At 44.6% G+C, this 21,405-nt stretch carries 18 protein-coding genes; 2 read left to right on the top strand and 16 right to left on the bottom strand.

Annotation, left to right across the window (positions count from 1 at the left end; genetic code table 11):
* Positions 1 to 208 precede the first annotated feature (208 nt).
* Both AC1XUF_RS12065 and AC1XUF_RS12070 read right to left on the bottom strand, forming a co-directional pair.
* Complete coding sequence (locus AC1XUF_RS12065; protein WP_483342053.1) at positions 209 to 2,590, bottom strand: ABC transporter permease; 2,382 nt, start codon at positions 2,588 to 2,590, stop codon at positions 209 to 211.
* An 845-nt stretch (positions 2,591 to 3,435) separates the two neighbouring features.
* On the bottom strand, positions 3,436 to 3,711 hold the full coding sequence (locus AC1XUF_RS12070; RefSeq protein WP_483342054.1) for a hypothetical protein: 276 nt from the start codon (positions 3,709 to 3,711) through the stop codon (positions 3,436 to 3,438).
* Positions 3,712 to 4,057: 346 nt separating this feature from the next.
* Here AC1XUF_RS12070 and AC1XUF_RS12075 point away from each other — a divergent pair, with 346 nt between their 5' ends.
* Positions 4,058 to 4,684 (top strand): DUF5683 domain-containing protein, encoded by a 627-nt coding sequence (locus AC1XUF_RS12075; protein ID WP_483342055.1) that lies wholly within the window; start codon positions 4,058 to 4,060, stop codon positions 4,682 to 4,684.
* A gap of 181 nt (positions 4,685 to 4,865) precedes the next feature.
* On the opposite strand, the gene AC1XUF_RS12080 is transcribed toward AC1XUF_RS12075, so the two are convergent.
* From AC1XUF_RS12080 to AC1XUF_RS12120, 9 genes are all read right to left on the bottom strand, one after another.
* Complete coding sequence (locus tag AC1XUF_RS12080) at positions 4,866 to 5,414, bottom strand: DJ-1/PfpI family protein (RefSeq protein ID WP_483342056.1); 549 nt, start codon at positions 5,412 to 5,414, stop codon at positions 4,866 to 4,868.
* Positions 5,415 to 5,556: 142 nt separating this feature from the next.
* A complete protein-coding gene (locus AC1XUF_RS12085) occupies positions 5,557 to 5,952 on the bottom strand; it encodes a hypothetical protein (protein WP_483342057.1) in 396 nt (131 codons plus the stop codon).
* Between the two features lie 410 nt (positions 5,953 to 6,362).
* Positions 6,363 to 7,397: a T9SS type A sorting domain-containing protein gene (locus AC1XUF_RS12090; RefSeq protein ID WP_483342058.1), complete on the bottom strand. Its 1,035-nt coding sequence runs from the start codon at positions 7,395 to 7,397 to the stop codon at positions 6,363 to 6,365.
* 133 nt (positions 7,398 to 7,530) lie between these two features.
* On the bottom strand, positions 7,531 to 9,054 hold the full coding sequence (locus AC1XUF_RS12095) for a sulfatase family protein (RefSeq protein WP_483342059.1): 1,524 nt from the start codon (positions 9,052 to 9,054) through the stop codon (positions 7,531 to 7,533).
* A 319-nt stretch (positions 9,055 to 9,373) separates the two neighbouring features.
* Positions 9,374 to 10,537 (bottom strand): cellulase family glycosylhydrolase, encoded by a 1,164-nt coding sequence (locus tag AC1XUF_RS12100; protein WP_483342060.1) that lies wholly within the window; start codon positions 10,535 to 10,537, stop codon positions 9,374 to 9,376.
* A 12-nt stretch (positions 10,538 to 10,549) separates the two neighbouring features.
* Positions 10,550 to 11,614 carry a family 43 glycosylhydrolase gene (locus AC1XUF_RS12105; RefSeq protein WP_483342061.1) on the bottom strand — a complete coding sequence of 355 codons (1,065 nt, stop codon included), beginning with the start codon at positions 11,612 to 11,614 and terminating at the stop codon, positions 10,550 to 10,552.
* A 320-nt stretch (positions 11,615 to 11,934) separates the two neighbouring features.
* Complete coding sequence (locus AC1XUF_RS12110) at positions 11,935 to 13,008, bottom strand: aminotransferase class V-fold PLP-dependent enzyme (RefSeq protein WP_483342062.1); 1,074 nt, start codon at positions 13,006 to 13,008, stop codon at positions 11,935 to 11,937.
* A 14-nt stretch (positions 13,009 to 13,022) separates the two neighbouring features.
* A complete protein-coding gene (serA, locus tag AC1XUF_RS12115; RefSeq protein WP_483342063.1) occupies positions 13,023 to 14,930 on the bottom strand; it encodes a phosphoglycerate dehydrogenase in 1,908 nt (635 codons plus the stop codon).
* Positions 14,931 to 15,118: 188 nt separating this feature from the next.
* On the bottom strand, positions 15,119 to 16,102 hold the full coding sequence (locus AC1XUF_RS12120) for a YheT family hydrolase (RefSeq protein WP_483342064.1): 984 nt from the start codon (positions 16,100 to 16,102) through the stop codon (positions 15,119 to 15,121).
* 111 nt (positions 16,103 to 16,213) lie between these two features.
* Between AC1XUF_RS12120 and AC1XUF_RS12125 the strand changes: the two genes are divergently transcribed.
* On the top strand, positions 16,214 to 16,405 hold the full coding sequence (locus AC1XUF_RS12125) for a cold-shock protein (RefSeq protein ID WP_167267416.1): 192 nt from the start codon (positions 16,214 to 16,216) through the stop codon (positions 16,403 to 16,405).
* Between the two features lie 60 nt (positions 16,406 to 16,465).
* Here AC1XUF_RS12125 and AC1XUF_RS12130 read toward each other — a convergent pair whose 3' ends face one another.
* The 5 genes from AC1XUF_RS12130 to AC1XUF_RS12150 form a co-directional block, all read right to left on the bottom strand.
* Positions 16,466 to 17,398 (bottom strand): polysaccharide deacetylase family protein, encoded by a 933-nt coding sequence (locus tag AC1XUF_RS12130; protein WP_483342065.1) that lies wholly within the window; start codon positions 17,396 to 17,398, stop codon positions 16,466 to 16,468.
* 11 nt (positions 17,399 to 17,409) lie between these two features.
* Positions 17,410 to 18,432 carry an aldo/keto reductase gene (locus AC1XUF_RS12135; RefSeq protein WP_483342066.1) on the bottom strand — a complete coding sequence of 341 codons (1,023 nt, stop codon included), beginning with the start codon at positions 18,430 to 18,432 and terminating at the stop codon, positions 17,410 to 17,412.
* A gap of 49 nt (positions 18,433 to 18,481) precedes the next feature.
* The gene (locus AC1XUF_RS12140) at positions 18,482 to 18,862 is read right to left on the bottom strand and encodes a co-chaperone GroES (RefSeq protein WP_483342067.1); all 381 of its coding nucleotides are present in this window, start codon (positions 18,860 to 18,862) and stop codon (positions 18,482 to 18,484) included.
* An 86-nt stretch (positions 18,863 to 18,948) separates the two neighbouring features.
* Positions 18,949 to 20,409 carry an MBOAT family O-acyltransferase gene (locus AC1XUF_RS12145; protein WP_483342068.1) on the bottom strand — a complete coding sequence of 487 codons (1,461 nt, stop codon included), beginning with the start codon at positions 20,407 to 20,409 and terminating at the stop codon, positions 18,949 to 18,951.
* A gap of 4 nt (positions 20,410 to 20,413) precedes the next feature.
* Positions 20,414 to 21,358: a glycosyltransferase family 2 protein gene (locus AC1XUF_RS12150; RefSeq protein ID WP_483342069.1), complete on the bottom strand. Its 945-nt coding sequence runs from the start codon at positions 21,356 to 21,358 to the stop codon at positions 20,414 to 20,416.
* Positions 21,359 to 21,405: the final 47 nt, after the last annotated feature.

Consider the following 21,405-nt stretch of genomic DNA (forward strand, 5'->3'; position numbering starts at 1 on the left):
GAATTAAAGAGGTTAATGACATTGTGCTTCAGAAGAAGTATGTTGACATTCTCACAAAACACTCGAACGTGAGACTGTAACCCACTGGCCTGCCCTTTTCAGATCCGCCGCAATTTTCGGACGTTATTTAAGATAAAATACCACCTGTCTGTGGATTCTCTAACGAAACATTCCTTTGCAGCAGTTGGAAGCTCTTTTTTACGCTACGTTATTCGCTTCTTAGGGAAGTAACTGGGTTCAACAATGCTACCTTAATACTCTGAAAACTAACGGTCAACATGGCAATGCCTATCAACAACATACCTGCCGCTGCAAATATCCACCATTGTATGTCAATTTTGGTGGCAAAATTTTGTAGCCACTGCTGCATCAGGTACCATGCAATTGGCGAGGATAGTAAAATTGCAATTAATACCAGCTTGAGGAAGTCGGTGGCCAACAGCGTTGTTATACTTGCTACCGACGCTCCCAATACCTTGCGAACTCCAATTTCCTTTTGCCGTTTTTGAGCCGTATATGCTGCTAGTCCGAAAACACCTAAGCAGGAAATTAAAACTGCCAAAGCGGCAAAAAAACTGACTAAAATGCCTGTCTGTTGCTCAGTAGCATAAAGCTTTTGGTAATCGGCATCTAAAAAAGAATATTCGAAAGGGTATCTCGGATGAAATTTTCCGTATAGATCATTCACCTGACTAATGACGGATTTTTCCATACTAGCCCTTATTTTCAGTAAAACGTGTGAACCTGTTTCCGGTCCTCTGAAGCGAAAAATGAGCGGTTCAATAGCTTGATGCATCGATCCGTACTGAAAATCACTGACTACTCCAATAACCTGACTGAAACCATCTCCGGTTTTAATGCTCAACCCAACAGGGTTTTTTAGGTTCATTTTTTTTACGGCCGACTCATTCAAAATTATTTTTGAGCCATCATCATTAAATTTCTTTGAAAATGACCGCCCCTCAACCATTGTCATTCCTAAGGTTTCAATTACCTCATAGCTAATTCGGGGTGACTTGAAAACATATTGCTCATCCAATGGTTGTCCTCGCCACGAAAAACCAGATTGACGATCTGCGCCCTCCAGAATACTTGCTGGCATTGTAGCGACTTGTGCAATACCATTGATCTTTTTTAACTCAGTAAGAAAAGCCTCAGAATTTTGACCAAAGTTTCCCTCCCGGGTGAAGGTAATAACATTGTTTCGATTAAACCCTAACTGTTTGATTTGTGTATATTCAATTTGTTGGTGAATAACAAAAAAACCGATGATAAAAATGACCGAAAAGCTGAACTGGACGACTACCAACCCCTTACGGACAAACAAGTTTCCAAACATAGCTGAGCTCCTTCCCTTCAAAACTGCAACCGGCTTGAAGCGGGAAAGATAAAATGCTGGGTAGACACCCGCTAAAAAAGTAGTGGTAAAAACAACGATGCATAGCCCCAAAATAAAATTGAAATTGACATGAATACTAATTTGTTTAGCGGCTAGTTGATTAAATAATGGCAAAAGAAGAGAAAGCAACCCCAGGGCGATGCCAGTCGACAGCATCGTCATTAACAATGATTCGCCAAGAAATTGAATAACTAACGATTTTTGACTAGCTCCTAAGGCTTTTTTGACACCAATTTCTTTTGTTTTTTGAGCTGCCTGAGCGGTCGTCAAGTTAATAAAATTAATGCAGGCAATGATCAGGATTAAGGAGGCGATAAACGAAAACAAGCGCACATACTCGATTCTGCCGCCCGATTGCACACCGTTTTTAAAAGTGCCGTAAAGATACTTGTTCGAAAACGGTTCTACAAACAGGGTCTGAATTGATTTGGGATCTTTTGATTTTAAGTAATTGGCTAGTTTCTTGTTGAATAGGCTAACGTCGGTTCCTTTTTTGAGTACTAGACACGTATTGGCATAACTGCCGTTCCATTCCTTTGCCGATGAGTCACCTTCCAGCAGTAAATCAAAATTGAAAACAAGGTCAAATTGGTCGGACGCATTGAGGGGGGGATTTTCATAAATGCCAGAAATAACGAGCGGGACTTTGAATTTCATTACGTGGTTCCACGACAACGACTTACCAATGAGATTCTTTGTAGTCTTGAACAACTTTTTGGCTAATTTCTCCGAAATAACCACCCCATTTTTGTTGGCCAGTACTTCCTCCTTCTTTCCCTCAATTAATTTGTAAGAGAACACATTGAAATAGTCTTTACTTGCAAAGATGCCTTGTGATTTTACGCTGTTTTGGCCAACTGATACGACTCCTGGTCCAGCAAACCAATCCATAAAGTAATTCACCGTTACGGCCTGGTCTACTTCGGGCATTTGTTCTATCAAAGCCTCAGCCAATGGATAAGGCGTTTGTTCGATTGTGAGAACCTCATTTTCCAGCTTAAGATTAGCAAGTACCCGGTACAATTGAGAGTCCTGGGTATGAAACTTATCGATACTCAATTCGTCATTCACCCATAATAAAATTAATAATGTGCAGAGTAAACCAGTTGAGAGTCCGATCAAGTTAAGAACCGTGAACTGACTATTTCTAAGTAAATTACGAAAAGCAATTTTGATATAGATTCGTATCATGACGGTCGATCGTTTACGTATACTGGTTCTGTAAAATTATAATGCCATGGCTGGCAAAATAACCTGACAAGCATTTCTCCCCTTTTGGCGGTTCTTTATTGTTCGATTTTGGACAAATTTCCCGAGAAGTGTCCGCTTCTAGAATTACTGGCGATTCCCTCATCAAATTCAGGGGTTGTTGCCCAGTGTCAGTACATATAGTGAAGGAATCAGTGACCGGATTAGAATAGTCTACATTGATGGCAATCAAAATGATTATGTGAACACCCTGGCTGCACCCTACTGCGCAAAGATTGACAATAAGCCGCTAATAGTACTCCGCTTTCATGTAACTGAAACCCTGCCTTGACAGACAACTCCTTAAAACGCTAGGAGGGAATCGGGGTGTTATCATATATGTACTACAGATCATAGGACTTTCTGACGCTAGGCAGCGTCGATCGGTCCATCTTGTTGAGAACGCTATTGGCGGCAATCTAAGAAGCCCGTTTCGGCAAATTGCACAACTCCGGGCATTTGTGACAGGCTATCCAAACAATTCGGTCAATCTCAGAAAACCCTGGTGGCTGTTGCACAACTCGGATTCTATAACAGTCGGGTAAATTAATAGTTTTCGAACGACTTTAGAATTGCTTAGAATGATGTAACGAAACATCCATTTCACTTCTAGCCAAACGTCGTGGGTTTCCGGCATGCAAAAGCATAGCGGAAATAAAGCGGATTGAGTTGTGCAACAGCCACCCTGGTTTTGAGATAAATTCGATAATCCGGAAATGTCTGAGCAGGCGTCATTCTTATCGTAATTCATTTTGTAATACAACCATCGTTGAAATCAGCCTGAACTACTACCTTTTGTACGTGAAGCAAATTGCTAACCAAATAAGGGCAAACAGGCAAGCCATTGCTGTCTTCCACCGCCCAGGCCAATTCCGAATTGAAAAATAGAGAAAGACTTCCACCCCAAAAGCTGCCACGCCTGCCATTAAGTAATACTTGAATGGAAGCCTGTCAACATCGACACTTCTCTCAAAAAGCGTCTGGAACATCGAAAACAGCATGCTTCCCATGAACATGAAGCGCCACCAGTCTTTTTGCAATTCCTGCTTCTTAAACTGCTCCATAAGCTATGTGCGCATGATATATAATTGAATTTAAGTCGCCCCTCCTACTGTTGCCAACTTGGAAAGGCAGCGAGACCTGTTCGAATACTGTTAATATTTCAATTTACACTTTTAGTCAGTATGGACGTTTTTTAAGACGATTAATTGACTTTTAAGTATCGACAGAAGGATTATTTGATTTTTTGAATTGGATGGCTTACTCCGAGACAGGTTGATGTATCTATAGGCTGTCCATATAGTGGCAGGCTATTTAACATTTTTTAAATAGTTTAAATGACCTGTGTTTGCTTGCTTGCCACTATCAAATTTGATTAACCTAATGGTAAAGCTTGAGAGCATTATAAAAATGATCAGCTTGTACTTGGCGTCAGTGGCGTTAGCTTCGCACACGTCGAGAGGCAATACGGATATGACTGTCATTTTGAAGGACACTAGCAGCATGACTATCCACAAAGGGAAGTTTTATCCAAATCCCATAGCGGCCACAAGGCTGGCTATCATTCCTGGGGCTGGGCAGCTCTATAATCATGATTTCTGGAAACTGCCGATTGTCTATTTATCCCTTGGAGGCAGCATTTTCGCATACCATTTAAATTCGCTAAAATATCACGACTTTCTTCGGGCGTATAAGTCATTTTACGATTTGAATACAGGGCAGTTGGCTCCGGGAATTTCCGCGGACAGCAGAGTGTCGGTGAAAATCAGAAACTTACTGAACACAAATAGCCTCTCAGACTCTGCTACAAGGGATCAGATTGAGAAGCAAAAGAACTACTGGCGTAGGTCCCGTAACATTACGCTCTTTGCCACCGGATTAATCTACGCCCTTAGCATTATTGAAGCTAACGTGGCCTGTCACTTAAAACGATTTGATATTTCTGAGGATCTGACACTACGTGTCTTGCCAAAACTGAGCCAACCTTCCCTCGGTAAAGTATGCCCAGGGTTACGGTTGGAATTCAACATCAATTAGTTCATTGTATGACACGAATCCTATAGAGATTGTTTTATTGAATGACGTCATTCTCACAAAACGCTCCAATCCTGCGATTGCTTAGTCTTCTTTTGGTCGCCATTAATCTTTTTGGAACGATAGAGCCCTTGGTGTTAGATAACTTCTTTGGTGCTTAAAACAAAGACTCCATTCTCCCTTTCTATTTGAAACAGGCAAATACTTCTCGATAGAACTCGGGGTGTGATTGCCAGGTCTGTCCGGTAATCACATTTCCGTCGCGTACCGCCTGTTGGGTAGAGTACACACCACCACCCATCTCAATTTCTGTACGCACATGTTCATAAGCAGTTAAATTTCGGTTTTTGGCTAATCCAGCCGTAACCAGTATTTGAATGCCGTGGCAGATGGCAAAAACCCATTTTCCCTGCCTATCAAACTCCCGAACTATATCCAACAGCGTGGCATGATTGCGCAAATACTCGGGGGCGCGACCGCCAAGCAATAAGATGGCATCATAGTCGGCCACTATCACCTCCTCAATCGTCAGATCTGATGCCAGACAATAGCCAGGCCTCTCCACATATGTATCCCAACCCAATTCAAAGTCATGCATTACAAGGTTTAACCGACGCTTGCTGGGAGCGGCAATCACGGCGTTGTCACCTTCCTCTTGAAAGCGGTGGACTGCGTATAGAGTCTCGTAACTTTCACCACCGTCTCCTGTGACGATCAAAATTTTCCGATTCATGGGTACTAAGGATTTAAAATGGAATATTGGCAGTTTAATTTTAAGCCACTAAACAATCAAAGCTCAAAAAAGACGCCTCCTACCTGCTAGATATGATATCACGGTGCGCCGTTGATCATTATAGTGCGGTAAAGCATGCTATTCAGTCGATAGAAACTGGCTTTAAATCCTTCCCATCGAAGGTCACCGTCTCTTGACTTGTAACAAACCTGCCGTAAGGAAGTGGTCTTTCTACGTTTACCGTGAGAAAATCTCCATGTTCAGCAACCTTAATTGTTTTAGAAAGTGCGCGATCACCTTCTCCGAATATACAAATAGGAAATTTTCTATCCAGTTTACTTTTCGACTCATTTAATTTCCATTCACCAGAAAAGTTGGCACGGTCGGCGGCCATACTTAATAGCTCGTGGGAGATAGCTATGCTTTTGGTTTCAAGCGTAACTATATCTGTCAATACCTCAGGTTCGCTTTTTTCCTTCCAGGCGGTGCCAAAAATGATCATCAAGAATAGAGCGGAAAAATGTAAGTGTTTCATCATTTGTTTTTTTGATATTAGGAATTTACGCAAACTGGATGTTTTTGTTTGAGAAGGTAGTTAATGCCTTGTTAATCAATGTCAACGAAACGTTAAAGTGACTTTTACTGCTTTCGATGGATTTCGCCCAAAACCAGCTGAACGCGTACAGTGATGCTGTTAATAGTTATTTTTCTCACAAATCTCTCGCTTTTTGCGACCAAGGGTGCAGCATTTCCCATAGCTATCCACATACAAACGACATCAGCTTGATTTGTCCCCGGTTAGTTATCTTCCAGGTCGATTCATCATTTATCGGCATGAGATTATAAGGTATGTTCTTCCCCTGAAAAGCTGTTCCGAGTATACGCCGGACTTCCTATCCGGGACATCGCAAAAGCGCACCGGACAATGCTACGCACATTTTTTGCCGGCTACTCAACCACTAACCGGCAAGATTTTCGTAAACCCTGATAATCAAAAAAGTAAAGAATATATATACCTGCTGCCAAGGACGATTCGGGAGTGATTTCAACCTTTTCTTTACTCAGGCTCTTCTGCCGGATAGCCACTTGTACGCCATTTACATGGATTAATTGCAGCGTGGATTGATCTACATTCTTCGATCCGATCACAAATGATCTCCCTGAAACCGGATTCGGTATTACAACGCTTTCAGATACCTGCTTTTTCTCAGCGCCATCCGAAATCAGGATATCGCGGATATTAATTTTACCCAGTCCATTTCTGTACCTTATTTCAAAATTCGAAAGCTTAGTCGGCGAATAGGGGGAGTTACCGGGATAGCCTGGCGTATTTTTATGCAGCACCAGGTCATCGACCCACAAATCATAAGTTCCCGGCGATACCGTTTGTTCAGCGCTATTGGCAGCAAGCCGGTATTGGAACGGTTTCCCTGAATTGTTAAGCGCCCAGGTCAGTGTGACCGTTTTTTTCGTCTCAATAGGGCTGCTGGTCATTTGCGTCTCAGGATCTTTAATGATCATCGCGCCACCCGAAAAATTGATGATGAAACGTCCGAACATCAACCCATTCGCAGGAAATGAATTATTGACCGGATCAAAATTTTCACCTACATAAAAATAGACTGCATTTACAGCGTTGGACTGAATGGATTCAGCGCTAAGGGTAATCCTGACCAAAAGTGTTTCCGGATTGGGCAAAAATGGCGTTGCCCGCAAAACCCTGATAATGCCGCCGGTTGCCGAATCCTGCTGGGTTCGAGTGAGTTCAAGATAACCCTTGTGGAATTTGTAGTAAGAAAGCGCGGGCGCTGTGAGGATAATGTGGCTGAACTGGCTGGTATCCGGTTGTGGATTCACCAGAGAAGTGGTCTTCTCAAAATTTTGATGAAAATAAGTCGTCTGGGCCACCCCCCCAAACGGGACAAATGAAAGCCAGCCAAGGGCGATTACCTTAAAAACACTGATTGGGTAAAATGTCCGCATAAACATAAGAAGTTTATGCACTTAGACGTAGGATCTTTGTAATAGTAACTTAGCGGTAAGTAATATTTTTTGCCAGGGACACACGGTAGACCCGAACCGCATTGCTGTTGATTCGAATATCCCTGGCTACAAATTATCTGCTCCGTCCCGCACTTCTGATTCTTTCCAATTCGGCCCGCATCGCCTTCACTTTGGCAGGATACTTTTCAGCGAGGTTGCTCTTTTCACCGATATCTTTGCTCAAATCATACAATTGCGGTTTGGGATCGTTACCACTCTCCGTATTTGTGAGTTCGAGAACGGCCTTGCCTTCCCGCGGTTCAATGTACTTCCAGTTCCCCTGTGTGATAGACAGTGCACCGCCCTGCTTGACCAAAAAAGGCCTGCCTGTTTTCGATTTCCCTAAAAGGGCGTCCATGACATCGAAACTGTCCACAGCGTCCTCATTTTCTAATTTTTGCCGGAAAAAATTCGCAAAAGATGCAATCAGGTCAATCTGGCAAACCAGCGCATCCGAAGCTGTTCCGGGTGCGATAACGCGTGGCCATCGTGCCAGCCAGGGCACGCGGGTACCGCCTTCAAATGCACTGTACTTACCTCCCCGAAGCGCACCGGCCGGACTATGACCTTTGGATAATTCCACAGCCCGATCCTCGTAACCATCATCCAGCACCGGGCCGTTGTCGCTTGAAAAAATTACGAGCGTATTTTCGGCAATTTTAAGATCGTCCAGTTTTTTCAATATCTCCCCCACCGTCCAATCCATCTGCAGGATCACGTCGCCACGCAGCCCCATCTGGCTTTTCCCTTTAAACTGCGTACTGGGCATCCTGGGAACGTGAATATCATTGAGCGAGAAATACAAGAAAAAGGGGTTGCTCCGATTTTCCTCCATGAATTGTTCTGCCTTAGACAGAAATACATGCGCAATCTCCTCATCAGTCCACCTTGCCTGCTTGCCGCCAGTCATCCAACCTATGCGTCCAATGCCGTTTACAATGGTGTTATGATGTCCATGATTGGGTGACGCACGTAATTTCAAGAGGTCGGGGTTTTCCTCACCTGTTGGTTCGCTGCCAATTTTTTTCGAATAGTCTACTTCAATCGGATCGCTTTTATCCAAACCCTGCACATCGTGATTTTCTATAAATACGGTAGGTACCCGATCTGAGGTGGCGGGAAAGAAAAACGCGTAATCGAAGCCAATTTCATTAGGCCCTTTTGTGATCGATTGATTCCAATCAATCTGTTTGTTGGTTTCTCCTAATCCCAAATGCCACTTGCCGACCGACGCCGTTTTGTATCCTGCCCTCTGAAAAACCGAAGGCAATGTAAGATGGTCGGTTGGAATGATTAGTGAAGCGTCGCCCGGCAAGACTCCTGTTCCTTTCTGGCGCCAGGGATACTTACCGGTAATCAGCGCGAAACGGGAGGGCGTGCAGGTTGCCGAAGAAGCATGTGCATTCGTAAAACGGATTCCTTCCTTTGCCAAGCGGTCGATATGCGGTGTTTTAATCTTCGTTGCCCCATAAGAACTCAGGTCCCCGTAACCGACATCATCGGCGTAAATGAATATTACATGGGGTTTGGATTGCTTTTTCTGCCCTAAAACCAGGACAGGAAACAGCAGGCTGATTAATAAAAAACGCAGCGGCATTCAGATAAAATGATTCGATTCTTCCGATCTTAAGACAGGCCAGGATATTAACTACCGATGATTTCGCCTTGATTTGCCTGAAAAACCGAAAATTCAATTACCGCCAATATGCATGTCGATGAAACCAGGCACAAAAAAGGCGAACAAAGTGGAAGAGACCCATACCCCACAAATTTGCCAGTATTGAAGCGCTAGGCGGGTTTAAGAATGATTTGATAATTAAAACACTTGAAAATGTCGATCCTTCTTTTTTTAAACACCAAAGCCCTGTTAGTGTCCGTCGCTAACAGGGCTTGGGTCTTGGGATTTCTTAGAAACCTTACTTCGACGCCGTCAGGCTTTTTATCAAATCCGTCTCCTCTTTCTTATAAGGGGTTCCATCCTTTCTGAAAATATCGTGGAACCACAATTCCGGCTCTTTGGTATAGGTTTTCTTCCAGCTATCCCATGGATAAATCGTTTGTGATTTACCGTCGACTAATCCCCAGTTAATTGCCCCTACGTTATATTTCTTGGCAATGGGTAACGACCCCTTGAAAAAGCTGCCATTCCCGCGCGACATATATTCCGTGCAAATCAACGGGCGACCGTATTGTTCCAATTGTTTGATACACTTTTCGAAACTTTCGGGACCCTCGTAGTTATGAAAAGTAATGATATCGGACTGATCGATCATCACCTTTTCAATCGGTTTCAGGGTTTCATGTGAAGTCCAGTCCCCTGCCCAGACGCCGGCGGTAAGTGGTTGGGAAGGATCTGCCGACCGTGCCCATACAAATGCCTTCGACAGCAATGGAATCACATAATCCACTTTGTTTGGCAGTTCCACTTTTCCGTATGAGCTCGTGTTCGGATTGTCCGGCTCATTCCAGACGTCCCATGCCAATACGCGCTCATCTTTCGCAAAAGCGCCAACGGTACCTTTTACATATCTCTCCAAACGGGGATATTGCGTGCTGTCTTTCAAAGCTTCCAGGCCGGGACTTTGTACCCAGCCCGAATTATGGACACCAGGTTTTGGCGCACGTTGCGTACCCAATTGAGGGAACGGGTCCCAGCAGGAGTCAAACAACACAAATACCGGCCGGATCTTGTGTTTTTCCGCAATGCCAAGGAATGTGTCGAGACGCTTCACAAAACCCGCCGAATCCTGCTGAAATAACAAGTCGTGCAGGTAAACGCGCATCGTGTTCATGCCGATGTTCTCTGCCCAGCCCAGCTCCCGGTTAATGGTGGCCGTATCAAATGAAGCCTCCTGGAACATTTCAAGCTGATTGATGGCGGTGCTTGGCAAAAAGTCGGCCCCTACCACCCATCCTTGCTTGGCATACCAGTCTTTGGCCTGCTCTTTTGTCCAGATTTCACGGCTGGCCGGTTGTTCCTGAGCGGCAGCTTCTCCCTTTTTTTCGTCTGTCTTTTTCGCGCAGTTTTGTAGGGACAGACAAACAACAGCTGCCCAAATCGTCGATTTTAATAATTTCATTCAGTTAAGTATTTATTGTTTCGATTTAAAAAAAAGCGGCGAAGACATATTTTCTATGCTTGGTTCACTATTTTCAATTTCGGGCCAGCCGTTATTCCAAGTGATCCTGTCCAGCATTAAAACGCGCCGATTTGCACCAGTCGAGACATACGGCTTACTTGTGTCGATTGCATGGTAAAGGAGCCAGTCAACCCCAAAATCGTCGGTAATTATCCTCGCATTATGTCCGGGCCCAGCATACTTATCATTTCCATGGATCAGGATTGTCCCCGTTCCGCGTTCCTTCAAATCCTTTCCTTCTTTGTCCAGAAACGGACCGAAAATTTCCTTCGATCTCCCGACCCTGATATGATATTTGCTCTTCGCCCCTTCACAGCAACTCTCTTTAGAGCCGAAAAAATAGTAATAATCTCCCTTTTTCTGGATCATTACCGCCTCAAAATCACCTGCGGCAATCTTAAACTTTTTTGAGAGGTCGGGTATTGATTGACCATCCCAGGACAATTCCACACCGTAAGTACCCTGTGTGGCAGCATCGCTGAAACTTCCCCAAAAAATGTACTTCTTCCCGTTCACATCCATATAAAACGGATCAATAGAGTTGGGAACATTTGCTTCCGAGCTTAAGAACAATTTTCCCAGATCCGTGAAAGGCCCTGCTGGCTGATCAGAAACCGCAAGTCCTATCCCCGGATCCGGGTCTCCCCAGGTCGAGAACGCATAATACATATGGTACTTCCCGTTCACCTCCACCACATCAGGGGCCCAAATACCGCCTTTTTCCTTCCAGGCCGGCTTTTGCAAAAATGCATCTTGCACAAAAGTCCAATGTGCTAGATGCAATGAGCGGACCACAGGTATCAGGTGCGGCCCCTGGCCGTCACCCCAATTGTCCATAGTCCCGTAAGCATAAAACCAGCCATCCTTCGCCCTGATTACAGTCGGATCAGCCAGTATAGGCTCAAAAACCGGGTTCTGATACTTGAACGGAGATTGTTTAGTTGCGGCAATCTGGCAGGATCCCGTGCTTCCCAGGCATGTCAGCACGGTCAGTAGTGAAAATATAAATCTGGTCATTCCGTAGTTTTAGTTTAATATAATTTATTCAAACCTAGCAATCTGCATAAATAATATCGCTCTCTCATCTCAAAACTCCATCTTGATACCTGGGCAGGTATTTGGTTTTCTTGTACAGGGCGCAACCGCGGTACTCGTCGAGATGATTGAATTTTTCGAAAATTGAATCATTTGGCCCCCGTCAGGGAAAAAGCCCTTGATTAAGTCGTCAGAAATAGATTCAGGTACCGCTTGGGATAGCATGTCATTCCCGCCAAAAAAAAAGATGGTTGAACGTTTAAACGCTCAACCATCCTTCTAGGTTGTCTTTTCTTTCATATTTACAGTTTCCCTAACTCATAGACCAGACTTTCCACCTGCTCTATGGAGGTGGCCGGAAAGTTTGCAATCCTAAGCTGCGATGCCTTAAACTGCCCATACCCGCTGCCCACTACCATTCCTTTCGATTTAATGCTTTTAATAATATCAGCCGAAAGCGATATCGTATCTGTTACAATGACGGTCTGGGAACGAAATGTTTTTTCTTTTACAAAGGCAGCATAACCACTGGCCTTGTCAATAAACTTATACAATAGCGAGGCCTTTTGCTCGGTTTCCTTTCTGATCGTTTTCACACCAATCCTGTTGAAATCCTCGGCGATTTTACCCAATAAATAAATACTCATCACATTTGGAGTCGCAGGCGTTTCATGATTCAAGCTGTTTTTCCAAAGTGTGGGTAAATCATTGTGAGCCCCAATCGAATACTGGGTCTTGATGTACTCCGCTTTCTCCAGGCAACGCTCACTCACAATCCAGACACCGAGCCCAGCGGGCAATCCAAAGGCTTTTTGCACAGAAAAGAATGCGGTGTCGACCAGGTTATAATCCAGCTCCGGATATGGCGCGGAAGAAACCATATCCACCGCAATAAACTTGCTCGGATGTTTCTGCTTAAGCTTATGAATTTCAGCAACAGGCATTTGCACGCCCGAACTGGTTTCATTGTGTGTGGTACAGATCAGTTCGGCATACGGCGGCACTTCGATCTCAGCAGCCGTAAATCCTTGCCCCATAGGCTTTTCCAGCTTGTGGGCATACTTATTCAACGCATTGGAGTAGTCATAGAACTTCTTGGAGAAAGACCCGTTTACCAAATGAAAACTTTCCAGTTCCACACAACTGAACAAGATCCGCTCCCATATTTCCGAAGCGGAGCCAAGGAACAAGATGGCGTGCGTATCGGGTACGTTCAATAAAATCCGAAGCTGATCGACCGTGAATTTATGTAAATCCCTGTATTGCTGGCTGCGGTGTGATATCGAACCCAGCTGCCCACTCACAAAAGCCTGCAAGTGCTTTTCAAAGGTAGGATAAAGCTGGGCAGGGCCGGGTGTGAAATATGTTAATGACATTTGATTTGTCTATCTTAATAAAGCATTCTGAACCTGATAGTACCTTCGATCTCTTTTACTTCCTGGATAAACTCTTCGTTATAGCCCTTTGCGATATCCACGATCACATAACCTATGTGCTCGTTAGTTTTAAGATACTGGCCCGTGATATTGATGTTATTCTTTCCAAAGATATGGTTCAGCTTCGCGAGCACCCCAGGTACATTGGCATGAATATGAAGCAAACGGTGCGAATCTTTCAGCTTGGGCAATTGTACCTCCGGAAAATTCACGCTGCCATAGGAGCTGCCGTTGTTCATGAATTCCAGGAGCTTAGAGGGAACAAAATGCCCGATATTTTCCTGGGCCTCCTCTGTGCTGCCGCCGATATGCGGGGTCAGGATCACGTTGGGCAGGCCACGTAACTCACTCTCAAAAAGCTCGTCGTTGGTCTTCGGCTCTTTTGGAAAAACGTCCACGCCAGCTCCTGCCACTTTCCCGCTTTTTACCGCCTCAGCCAATGCATGGATATCCACGACATGGCCACGGGATAAATTCATGAAAATCACGCCATCCTTCATCAAGTCAAATTCGCGTTTGCCGATCAGGTTGGTATTTTCCTTACGACCATCGACATGCATGCTGACAACATCCGAAATGCCGAGCAACTCTTCCAGCGAGTTTACTTTTCTTGCATTACCAATGGACAGCTTTTCTACCTCATCATAAAAATAGACCTCCATCCCCAGGGCCTCGGCCACTACCGAAAGCTGCGTTCCAATGCTTCCGTAACCTACCATACCGAGTTTTTTACCGCGAATCTCGAAACTTCCGTTCGCCGATTTGTCCCAAACCCCCTGGTGTAGCGAATTGCTTTTGCCCACGATGTTGCGTATCAATAATATCATTTCGCCCACAGCGAGCTCTACCACAGAACGGGTATTGCTATATGGGGCATTGAAAACGGCAATCCCGCGCTTGGCGGCTTCGTCGAGGTCAATCTGATTGGTACCAATGCAGAAAGCGCCTATAGCCATCAAACGGTTCGCATGTTCAAGTACGCGTTTGGTAATCGTGGTTTTGGAACGTATGCCGATAATGGATACGTCTTTGATCCTTTCACAAAGCTCGTCCTCATCCAATGCACCTTTCACAAACTCTACATTAAAGCCTTCCTGCTCAAATGCCTTTAAAGCAGCCGGATGCACGTTTTCAAGCAGCAATACCTTGATGCGGCTTTTAGGATAGGACTGACTTCTGCTCCATTTATTATCGTATAAAAAATCATCAAAAGAAGTCGCAATATGGTCTGCTACAGCAGTTACCCTCGGACGTTCGATGTTTTCGGTGAAGGCATAAAAACGGCTCGCCAGCCCGGAAGCTTTTAGCTCGTAATCCGTGTAACCGTCCCCTATCGCAAATACATCACCGGACAGGTTCAATGCCGAAAGTATTTTTATTTTACCCCCGTCCATTGAAAGCACATTTTCTTCGTCAATTCCGATGATGTTGTCTTCTTCGTCGAATACAAACTCGTTGGCATACACGTGCTCAGGCAAGATACCAAGTTCCGTCGCAACGGGTACGATAAACTCCTTAAAGCCACTTGATACAATATAGATCTGGTCTGCATTTTCACTCAGGAACTGACTATTCCTCAGGAACGAATCCGAGACTTTGGTCCTCAAAAAAGAAATCAGGCTGTTAATATGGGACCGATTTGCTTTCAAAAGTGAAATTCTCTGCCGAAGCCCCTCAGCGAAAGACATTTCGCCATTCATACCTTTATTGGTCAGGTCCGAAATTTTCTGAACAATGAGGTCGCGTTCCGGGTGACCTTTCAGCGCGATGGCGGCCAGTTCGTCCAGCCCTTCTACTTTGGTGAAAGTGCTGTCAAAATCAATAATAATGTATGGTGCCGGATTGAGTGTTAATGTGGACATGAAGCGGGATATAACTGAACAATAATCGAGTTAACGTGATTGAATGTCTTTGGGTCCAGGTTTTGGGTGCAAAATTACAAATCTGTTTCCGATATGATGCTAACAAAATAATCTTTCGATTGATTTTATTGCCCGCAGGAATTGTGAAACATCTTGGGAATGGACATGTTTTATCACGAAATTGTCAATCATTGACCGTTATCATTGTCTAAAAACTCCATTGCCTTGTATTCCGACCAATAGATTCCGTCCCTCAATACAGCAGGGCGGAAACCGCAATGCCCGCCATCGCTGGTGGCCAACAACTGCACCGATTGATGTTTAGCTATGACCGATAAGGGCAAACTTTCGTAAGGAACAATCGGGTCGTTCTTCGCATGGATGATCATCGTCGGGATTTTTATCCCATCAACAAAATGCATGGAGCTGCATTGCTCATAATAATGATCTGCGCTTAGAAACCCGTGAATAGGTGCCGTATAATGATGGTCAAAGTCGTACAGTGTCCGCACGATTTCTCTGCTCTTTACTTTAATGACATCGGGAAACAGCAACGCCTTCGATTCTACTTTTGGGTTCAGGGAATTTAAAAACCGGTGCATGTATAGCCTGTTCCGGGGCTCGGTGATCGCAAGACTGCAGGCCTTAAGATCCATTGGGACACTAAAAACGAGTGCCTTATTGATTCTCGGGTCCAAAATCCTGCCAGGTTCCCCAAGGTATTTGAGAGTGAGGTTTCCGCCCAGACTGAATCCGACCAGCTGAATTCTTCCGTAACCCCTGCTTATGGCGTGGTGAACTACTACATCCAGATCCTCGGTCGCGCCACTGTGATAGAAGCGGGCCGTCTTATTCATTTCGCCCCCGCAGCCCCGAAAATTCCAGGCAAGACAGTCAAATCCCGAGGCGTTCAGGGTTTTGACCATCCCTAAAATATATGGCCTGGTGCTGTCGCCCTCCAGGCCGTGCGAAAGGATCACAAGTCCTTTTTTAAGGATTTGATTTGTATAAGACCAGTCCAGGTCGAGTAAATCGTCATCGGGAGTTGCAACTTTTTCACGGTAATATTTTATTCCACGAACCTTCCGAAAAAGTGCCGGATAAATGCTTTGAAAATGTCCATTTGGCAACCATTTAGGGGAAATCAAGGCTTCTGATGCGATAATGGGCATACCCGTATTTCTGTTAAATTATTGAGAAGAGTTCTAATTGAAACAATTTTAATCTTGTTTATATATTTTTTCTACATACATTTGATTTTTAAAAATATAAGATCAATTATAATGGCAGAAGGTACAGTAAAGTTTTTCAATGATTCCAAAGGATTTGGATTCATCCAACCAGCAAGTGGTGAAAAAGACATTTTTGTTCACGTTTCAGGTCTTCAGGACGATATTCGTGAAAATGACAAAGTGACTTACGACGTAGAAAATGGAAGAAAAGGTCTGAATGCGGTTAACGTTCGCGTTATCTAATTTTAGTCATAAGAAGACATTTCGAAAGCATGCATCTGAATGCATGCTTTTTTTGCGTCTTTACTTTTTCTTCCGCATTTCCTCGTAAGCTTTGTGAATTTCTGCGTTCTCCGGCTCCCCTATCATCGCAGCACGCCTTTTATTCACATCTTTCATCCATCTGTAAACCCAGGAAAAGCCTCCATTACCATCATAGTATTCTTTTGACAGATAAAGCGGATCGCGCATTGCATCCTGCAGGCTTACAAATCTGTAGTCTTTCTCTTTGAGTTTGCGGATCAGAACAGGCAGGTAATCTGTATTCAGCCGGTTGTCATGACATAAATAAATCTGGCTGACAGGCTTCCCGTAGCTGGCTATCGACAGGCTGTCAAAATAGTCAAACCGGGCCAGGGTCAGCTGCACATATTGGTCACCGATAACGGATGCTTTCTTGTGATTTCCCTCACTCAGCTCCTTTTCATATAACTGCGTAAACAGCCAGTCTTCGCTTTCGACCGTAAAAGGAGTACTGATATAGCCTCTGCTGGCAAGGAATTTTTTCATCCTGGCCTGATCGACGCTATCCTTTCCCGTACCATTGAAAGGAAACCGGAAGTATTCGAGCTTCTTGCCCGATTTACTCAAAATCTCCCGGGTAACCTCCTCTCCTTTAATAACTTCCTCTTTAAAGGCATCGAAACCGATCTCCCCGTAATTCGGATGCGAATAGCTATGGTTACCTGCTGTTATAAAATCTTTTAAAAGCCAGGTTCTTAGCAGCTCCTTATTTTTATCAAAGCGCTTAGTCAATTGCAAGTTGCGCTCATTGATAAAGATAGCGACTGGCAATTTCAGGGGGTCTAGTCTCTGAAGCAATCTCGAAGAATAGCCATCGGCTTCAAAAAGATGCACATTGGGTACATCATCAATGGTGATGGAAACATTTCGCTGCTGGGCAAAACAAAGCCTGGCCGAGAAAATGAATGCGGCCAGTAAGAAATAGTTTTTCATGGTGATGCGGGTCAGCCTGGGATACGGTCTCTGCCCTGGCGTTCAAACATCCATTGCGGGTATTCTGCTTTCAACGCGCTGATTTCGTCCAGCTTCGCGAGATCCGCGTCCGTAAGTACCACCGAAGTCGCAGCAATGTTATCCGTCAGTTGTTCCGGTTTTTTGGCTCCGATAATGACACTCGTCACCGCTTTTTGATGTAATAACCACGACAATGCGATCTGCGCCACCGAAACCCCATGTGCTTCTGCGATCGGCTGGATCACATCGATAATATCGTACGCCTTTTCTTTATCTATGGGAGGGAAATCAAAATTGTCCCGGCGGTTATCACCGCTTGTCTGATTGTTGCGTGTAAATTTCCCTGAAAGAAATCCCCCCGCCAGCGGGCTCCAAGGCATTAATGCGAGATTCTGATCCTTCATCATCGGGATCAGTTCCCTTTCCAGCTCTCTGCCCGCAATCGTATAATAGTGCTGGCAAGCCACAAATTTGGTCCAGCCATTCTTTTCGGCAATCCCGTTGGCCTTCATGATCTGCCAGGCCGCATGGTTGCTTACGCCCAGGTAACGCACTTTTCCGGACCGGACGATATCTTCCAATCCCCGCATGGTTTCTTCAAAAGCGGTCTCCACGTCCACTCCATGGATGTAAAAAAGATCGATATGGTCAGTACGCAGCCTGGTAAGGCTTTCTTCCACCGAATCCATGATATGCAGCCTCGACAAACCGATTTGATTAGGTCCGGGTGCCATTCTTCCCCTTACTTTGGTTGCAATAACCACCTCGCTTCTTTTAATACCCAGGTTTTTAAAAGCCTGGCCGAGGATTGTTTCCGACTTACCATAAGCGTAGACATTGGCTGTATCAAAGAAATTAATACCGCTATCAAGGGCGGTCTTAACCAGTGACTCGCCCTCTTCCTGCTGTAACTTCCCGATCACTTCCCAATAGCCCTCACCACCGAAAGTCATCGTTCCAAAGCACAATTCTGAAACGAGCACGCCTGTATTACCAAGAAATTTATACTTCATTTTTTAAAGGTTTAGTTTGAAATAGGCAGGATCAAAACTTTTTCGTATGTTAATCAAAAAGGTCCTCAGAACGTTCGAGCATCAAAATAGAAGCCTGTGGCACAATGACATATTTCTGTCCGTCATATTCCAGGTCTATTGCATTACGCTGAAGATAAATTGCAAGATCACCTTCCTTGGACTGCAGGGGCATATATTTGACTTTTTCTTCAGTTTCTTTCCAGGGTTCTTCTTCCACAGCGACGGGTATCGGGTAGCCGGGCCCTACTTTAATCACATAGCCGCTTTGTACCTGCTCTCTTTCCGTGACGGTCGGAGGGAGATAAAGACCGCTGTTGGTACGTTCATTGGGGCTTTTGGGCCGGATCAAAACCCGGTCACCTACTACAATTAGACTTTTTAACCGGTTGTCAGATGTTACTTCGTACATTTTTTATAAAAAACTTTAATCTGGATTACGAATATCAGTTGTTCCTGTGTAACAAAAATGAAGAGGAAATGTGCTTCCTTTTACTCCTAAAATTGAAAATAGATAAACTGATTTTCCGTCGTAACACCTAGGAAATAGCTCAGAAATGCGGTGATTGGAAATAAAATGAAGAACAATACAGTATTTCGCGTCGGGATTTTCTCATAAAAATGCTCCTTAATCAACAGGAACAATATCAGAAAAACGCAAAACCACATTTCGACTGCATTGAAGGGGGTAAGAACCTGGTCCGATAGTGACAGGTTTGCAATGTTTCTCAAAATGGCAAACGACCGGCTGATGGAATTTCGAAAAAAAACCCAGGCGAGCGTAACCAACGTGAAGGTAATCAGCACGTTGATTGTCTTAATAAATGCGTTATCAGGTACGGTAATATTCAACTTCTTCAACCACTTGTCCTTTAAAGCCGCCAAAATCTGGAACAATCCGTGAAGCCCTCCCCAGACTACAAAACTCCAGCTCGTCCCGTGCCACAACCCACTCACCATAAAGACAATCAACTGGTTGCGGTATTTCATGAATTCGCCTTTGCGGTTACCGCCCAGTGGAATGTACAAATAGTCCCGGAACCAGGTCGACAGGGAAATATGCCATCTTCCCCAGAACTCCGGAATAGATCTCGCCTCATAGGGAGTCCGAAAATTGTCCATTAACGTAAAACCCATCACCCGCGCTGCGCCAATGGCAATATCGGAATACCCGGAGAAGTCGCAGTAGATTTGAAATGAATAAAATACCGTAGCTACCAGTAAAGTAAGCCCATTGTGATCGGCCGCAGGATCATACGCATAATCGACCATCATCGAAAGCCTGTCCGCAATGACCATCTTCTTAAAAAAACCAAAGGCCATTTGCATCAACCCCTGCTTGACCTGCTCAAAATCATATTTGAAATAGGAATGAAACTGAAAAAGCATGTTTTGCGGACGCTCGATGGGCCCTGCCACGAGTTGGGGGTAAAACATGACATACAATGCATAAATCCCGAAATGTGTTTCGGCTTTCTGATTGCCACGGTACACCTCGATGGTGTAGCTCATGGCCTGAAAAGTATGAAAGGACAATCCGATCGGCAGCAAAACTTTTCCTTCGCCGGTCGTAATCCAGTCTACGACCGGGCTGGGGATAAACCGGGTTAAAGGCGGAACAAGCGGGCGAAGATGAATACCGGCAAGGATGTGATTGACCGAATCCTGTAAAAAATCGTAGTATTTGAAAAATGCCAGGATACCAATGTTTGATATCAGACTGATGATAAGGAGCAGCTTTTTTTGCTTTTGATCTTCTGATTTTTCGATCCAGATCCCCGCGTAGTAGTCTATGATGATAGTACCAAAAAGGATCAGGATAAAAATCGGCTTGAAAACCATGTAGAAATAGCAACTGGTTATCAAAAGCAGTATCCAGCGACCTTTCCACGACAGACTAAAATAAGCCAGCGTAACAACGATAAAGAAGAGAATGAATTGGATCGAGTTAAACAGCATCAGATCAAATGTACTCGCGGTTGACTATTTCCTCTTTGATAATGAATAAAGGGCGGTTTTTGGATTGGAAAAAGATACGCAGCACATATTCCCCGATGATGCCCAATGCCAATAGCTGGACACCACTGAACAGAATGATCACAAAAAGCAATGCAGTAAAACCCTCAATCACATGCGCGAAAAACATTTTCTTCACCACGACTGTCAAAAAGTAGACAAGTGAAATCAGAATAGCCATAATTCCAACCCTGCTCATAAATTTGACCGGAAACTCGCTGAAGTTGAAGATGCCGTTGTAAGCCAGCCTGAATAACTGCTTGAAAGAATACTTTGATTCCCCCGCAGCCCTCGCGTCCCGGTCGTATTCGTAACCAATTTGTTTGAAACCGATCCACGATCGCATACCCCTGAGGTATCGGCTCTCTTCGGGCATTTTGTTCAGGACATCTGCTACCCTGCGGCTGATTAATGCAAAATCTCCGCTGTCCAGGGGTATTTCCACGTAGGATATGGAGCGCAGGATCCTGTAAAAAAAATGATAGCCCATCCTTTTTAGGAACCCCTCTTTACGCTTTTTGCGGACGGCGTAAACGACGTCATTGCCTTCTTGAAAAAGCTTGTAGAATTCAGGTAACAGCTCTGGCGGGTCCTGCAGGTCGCCATCGATCACAAATAATGCCTCTGAGCCTCTCGCAGCCGAAATACCGGCAGTTAATGCCAGCTGATGACCGTGGTTACGGGAAAGAAAGACGCCATGATAGCGCTCGTCTGTCAGGGCCAATTGCCTTATCCTGAGCGCCGTGTCATCCTTGCTCCCATCGTCTACCAATACCACCTCTATCTCAAGCGGGCTCGCGTCCATCAAAGCATTGATGCGCTGAACCAAGATGGGAAAAGATTCGGATTCATTGTAAAGTGGTGCGACGATGGATATCTGAGGGGTTTTCAATATGCTACGGTTTTCGATGGAACCAATGCCGGTAAAAATACACCTTT

It is taken from the genome of Dyadobacter sp. HNCC25DJ185 (genome assembly GCF_056895195.1).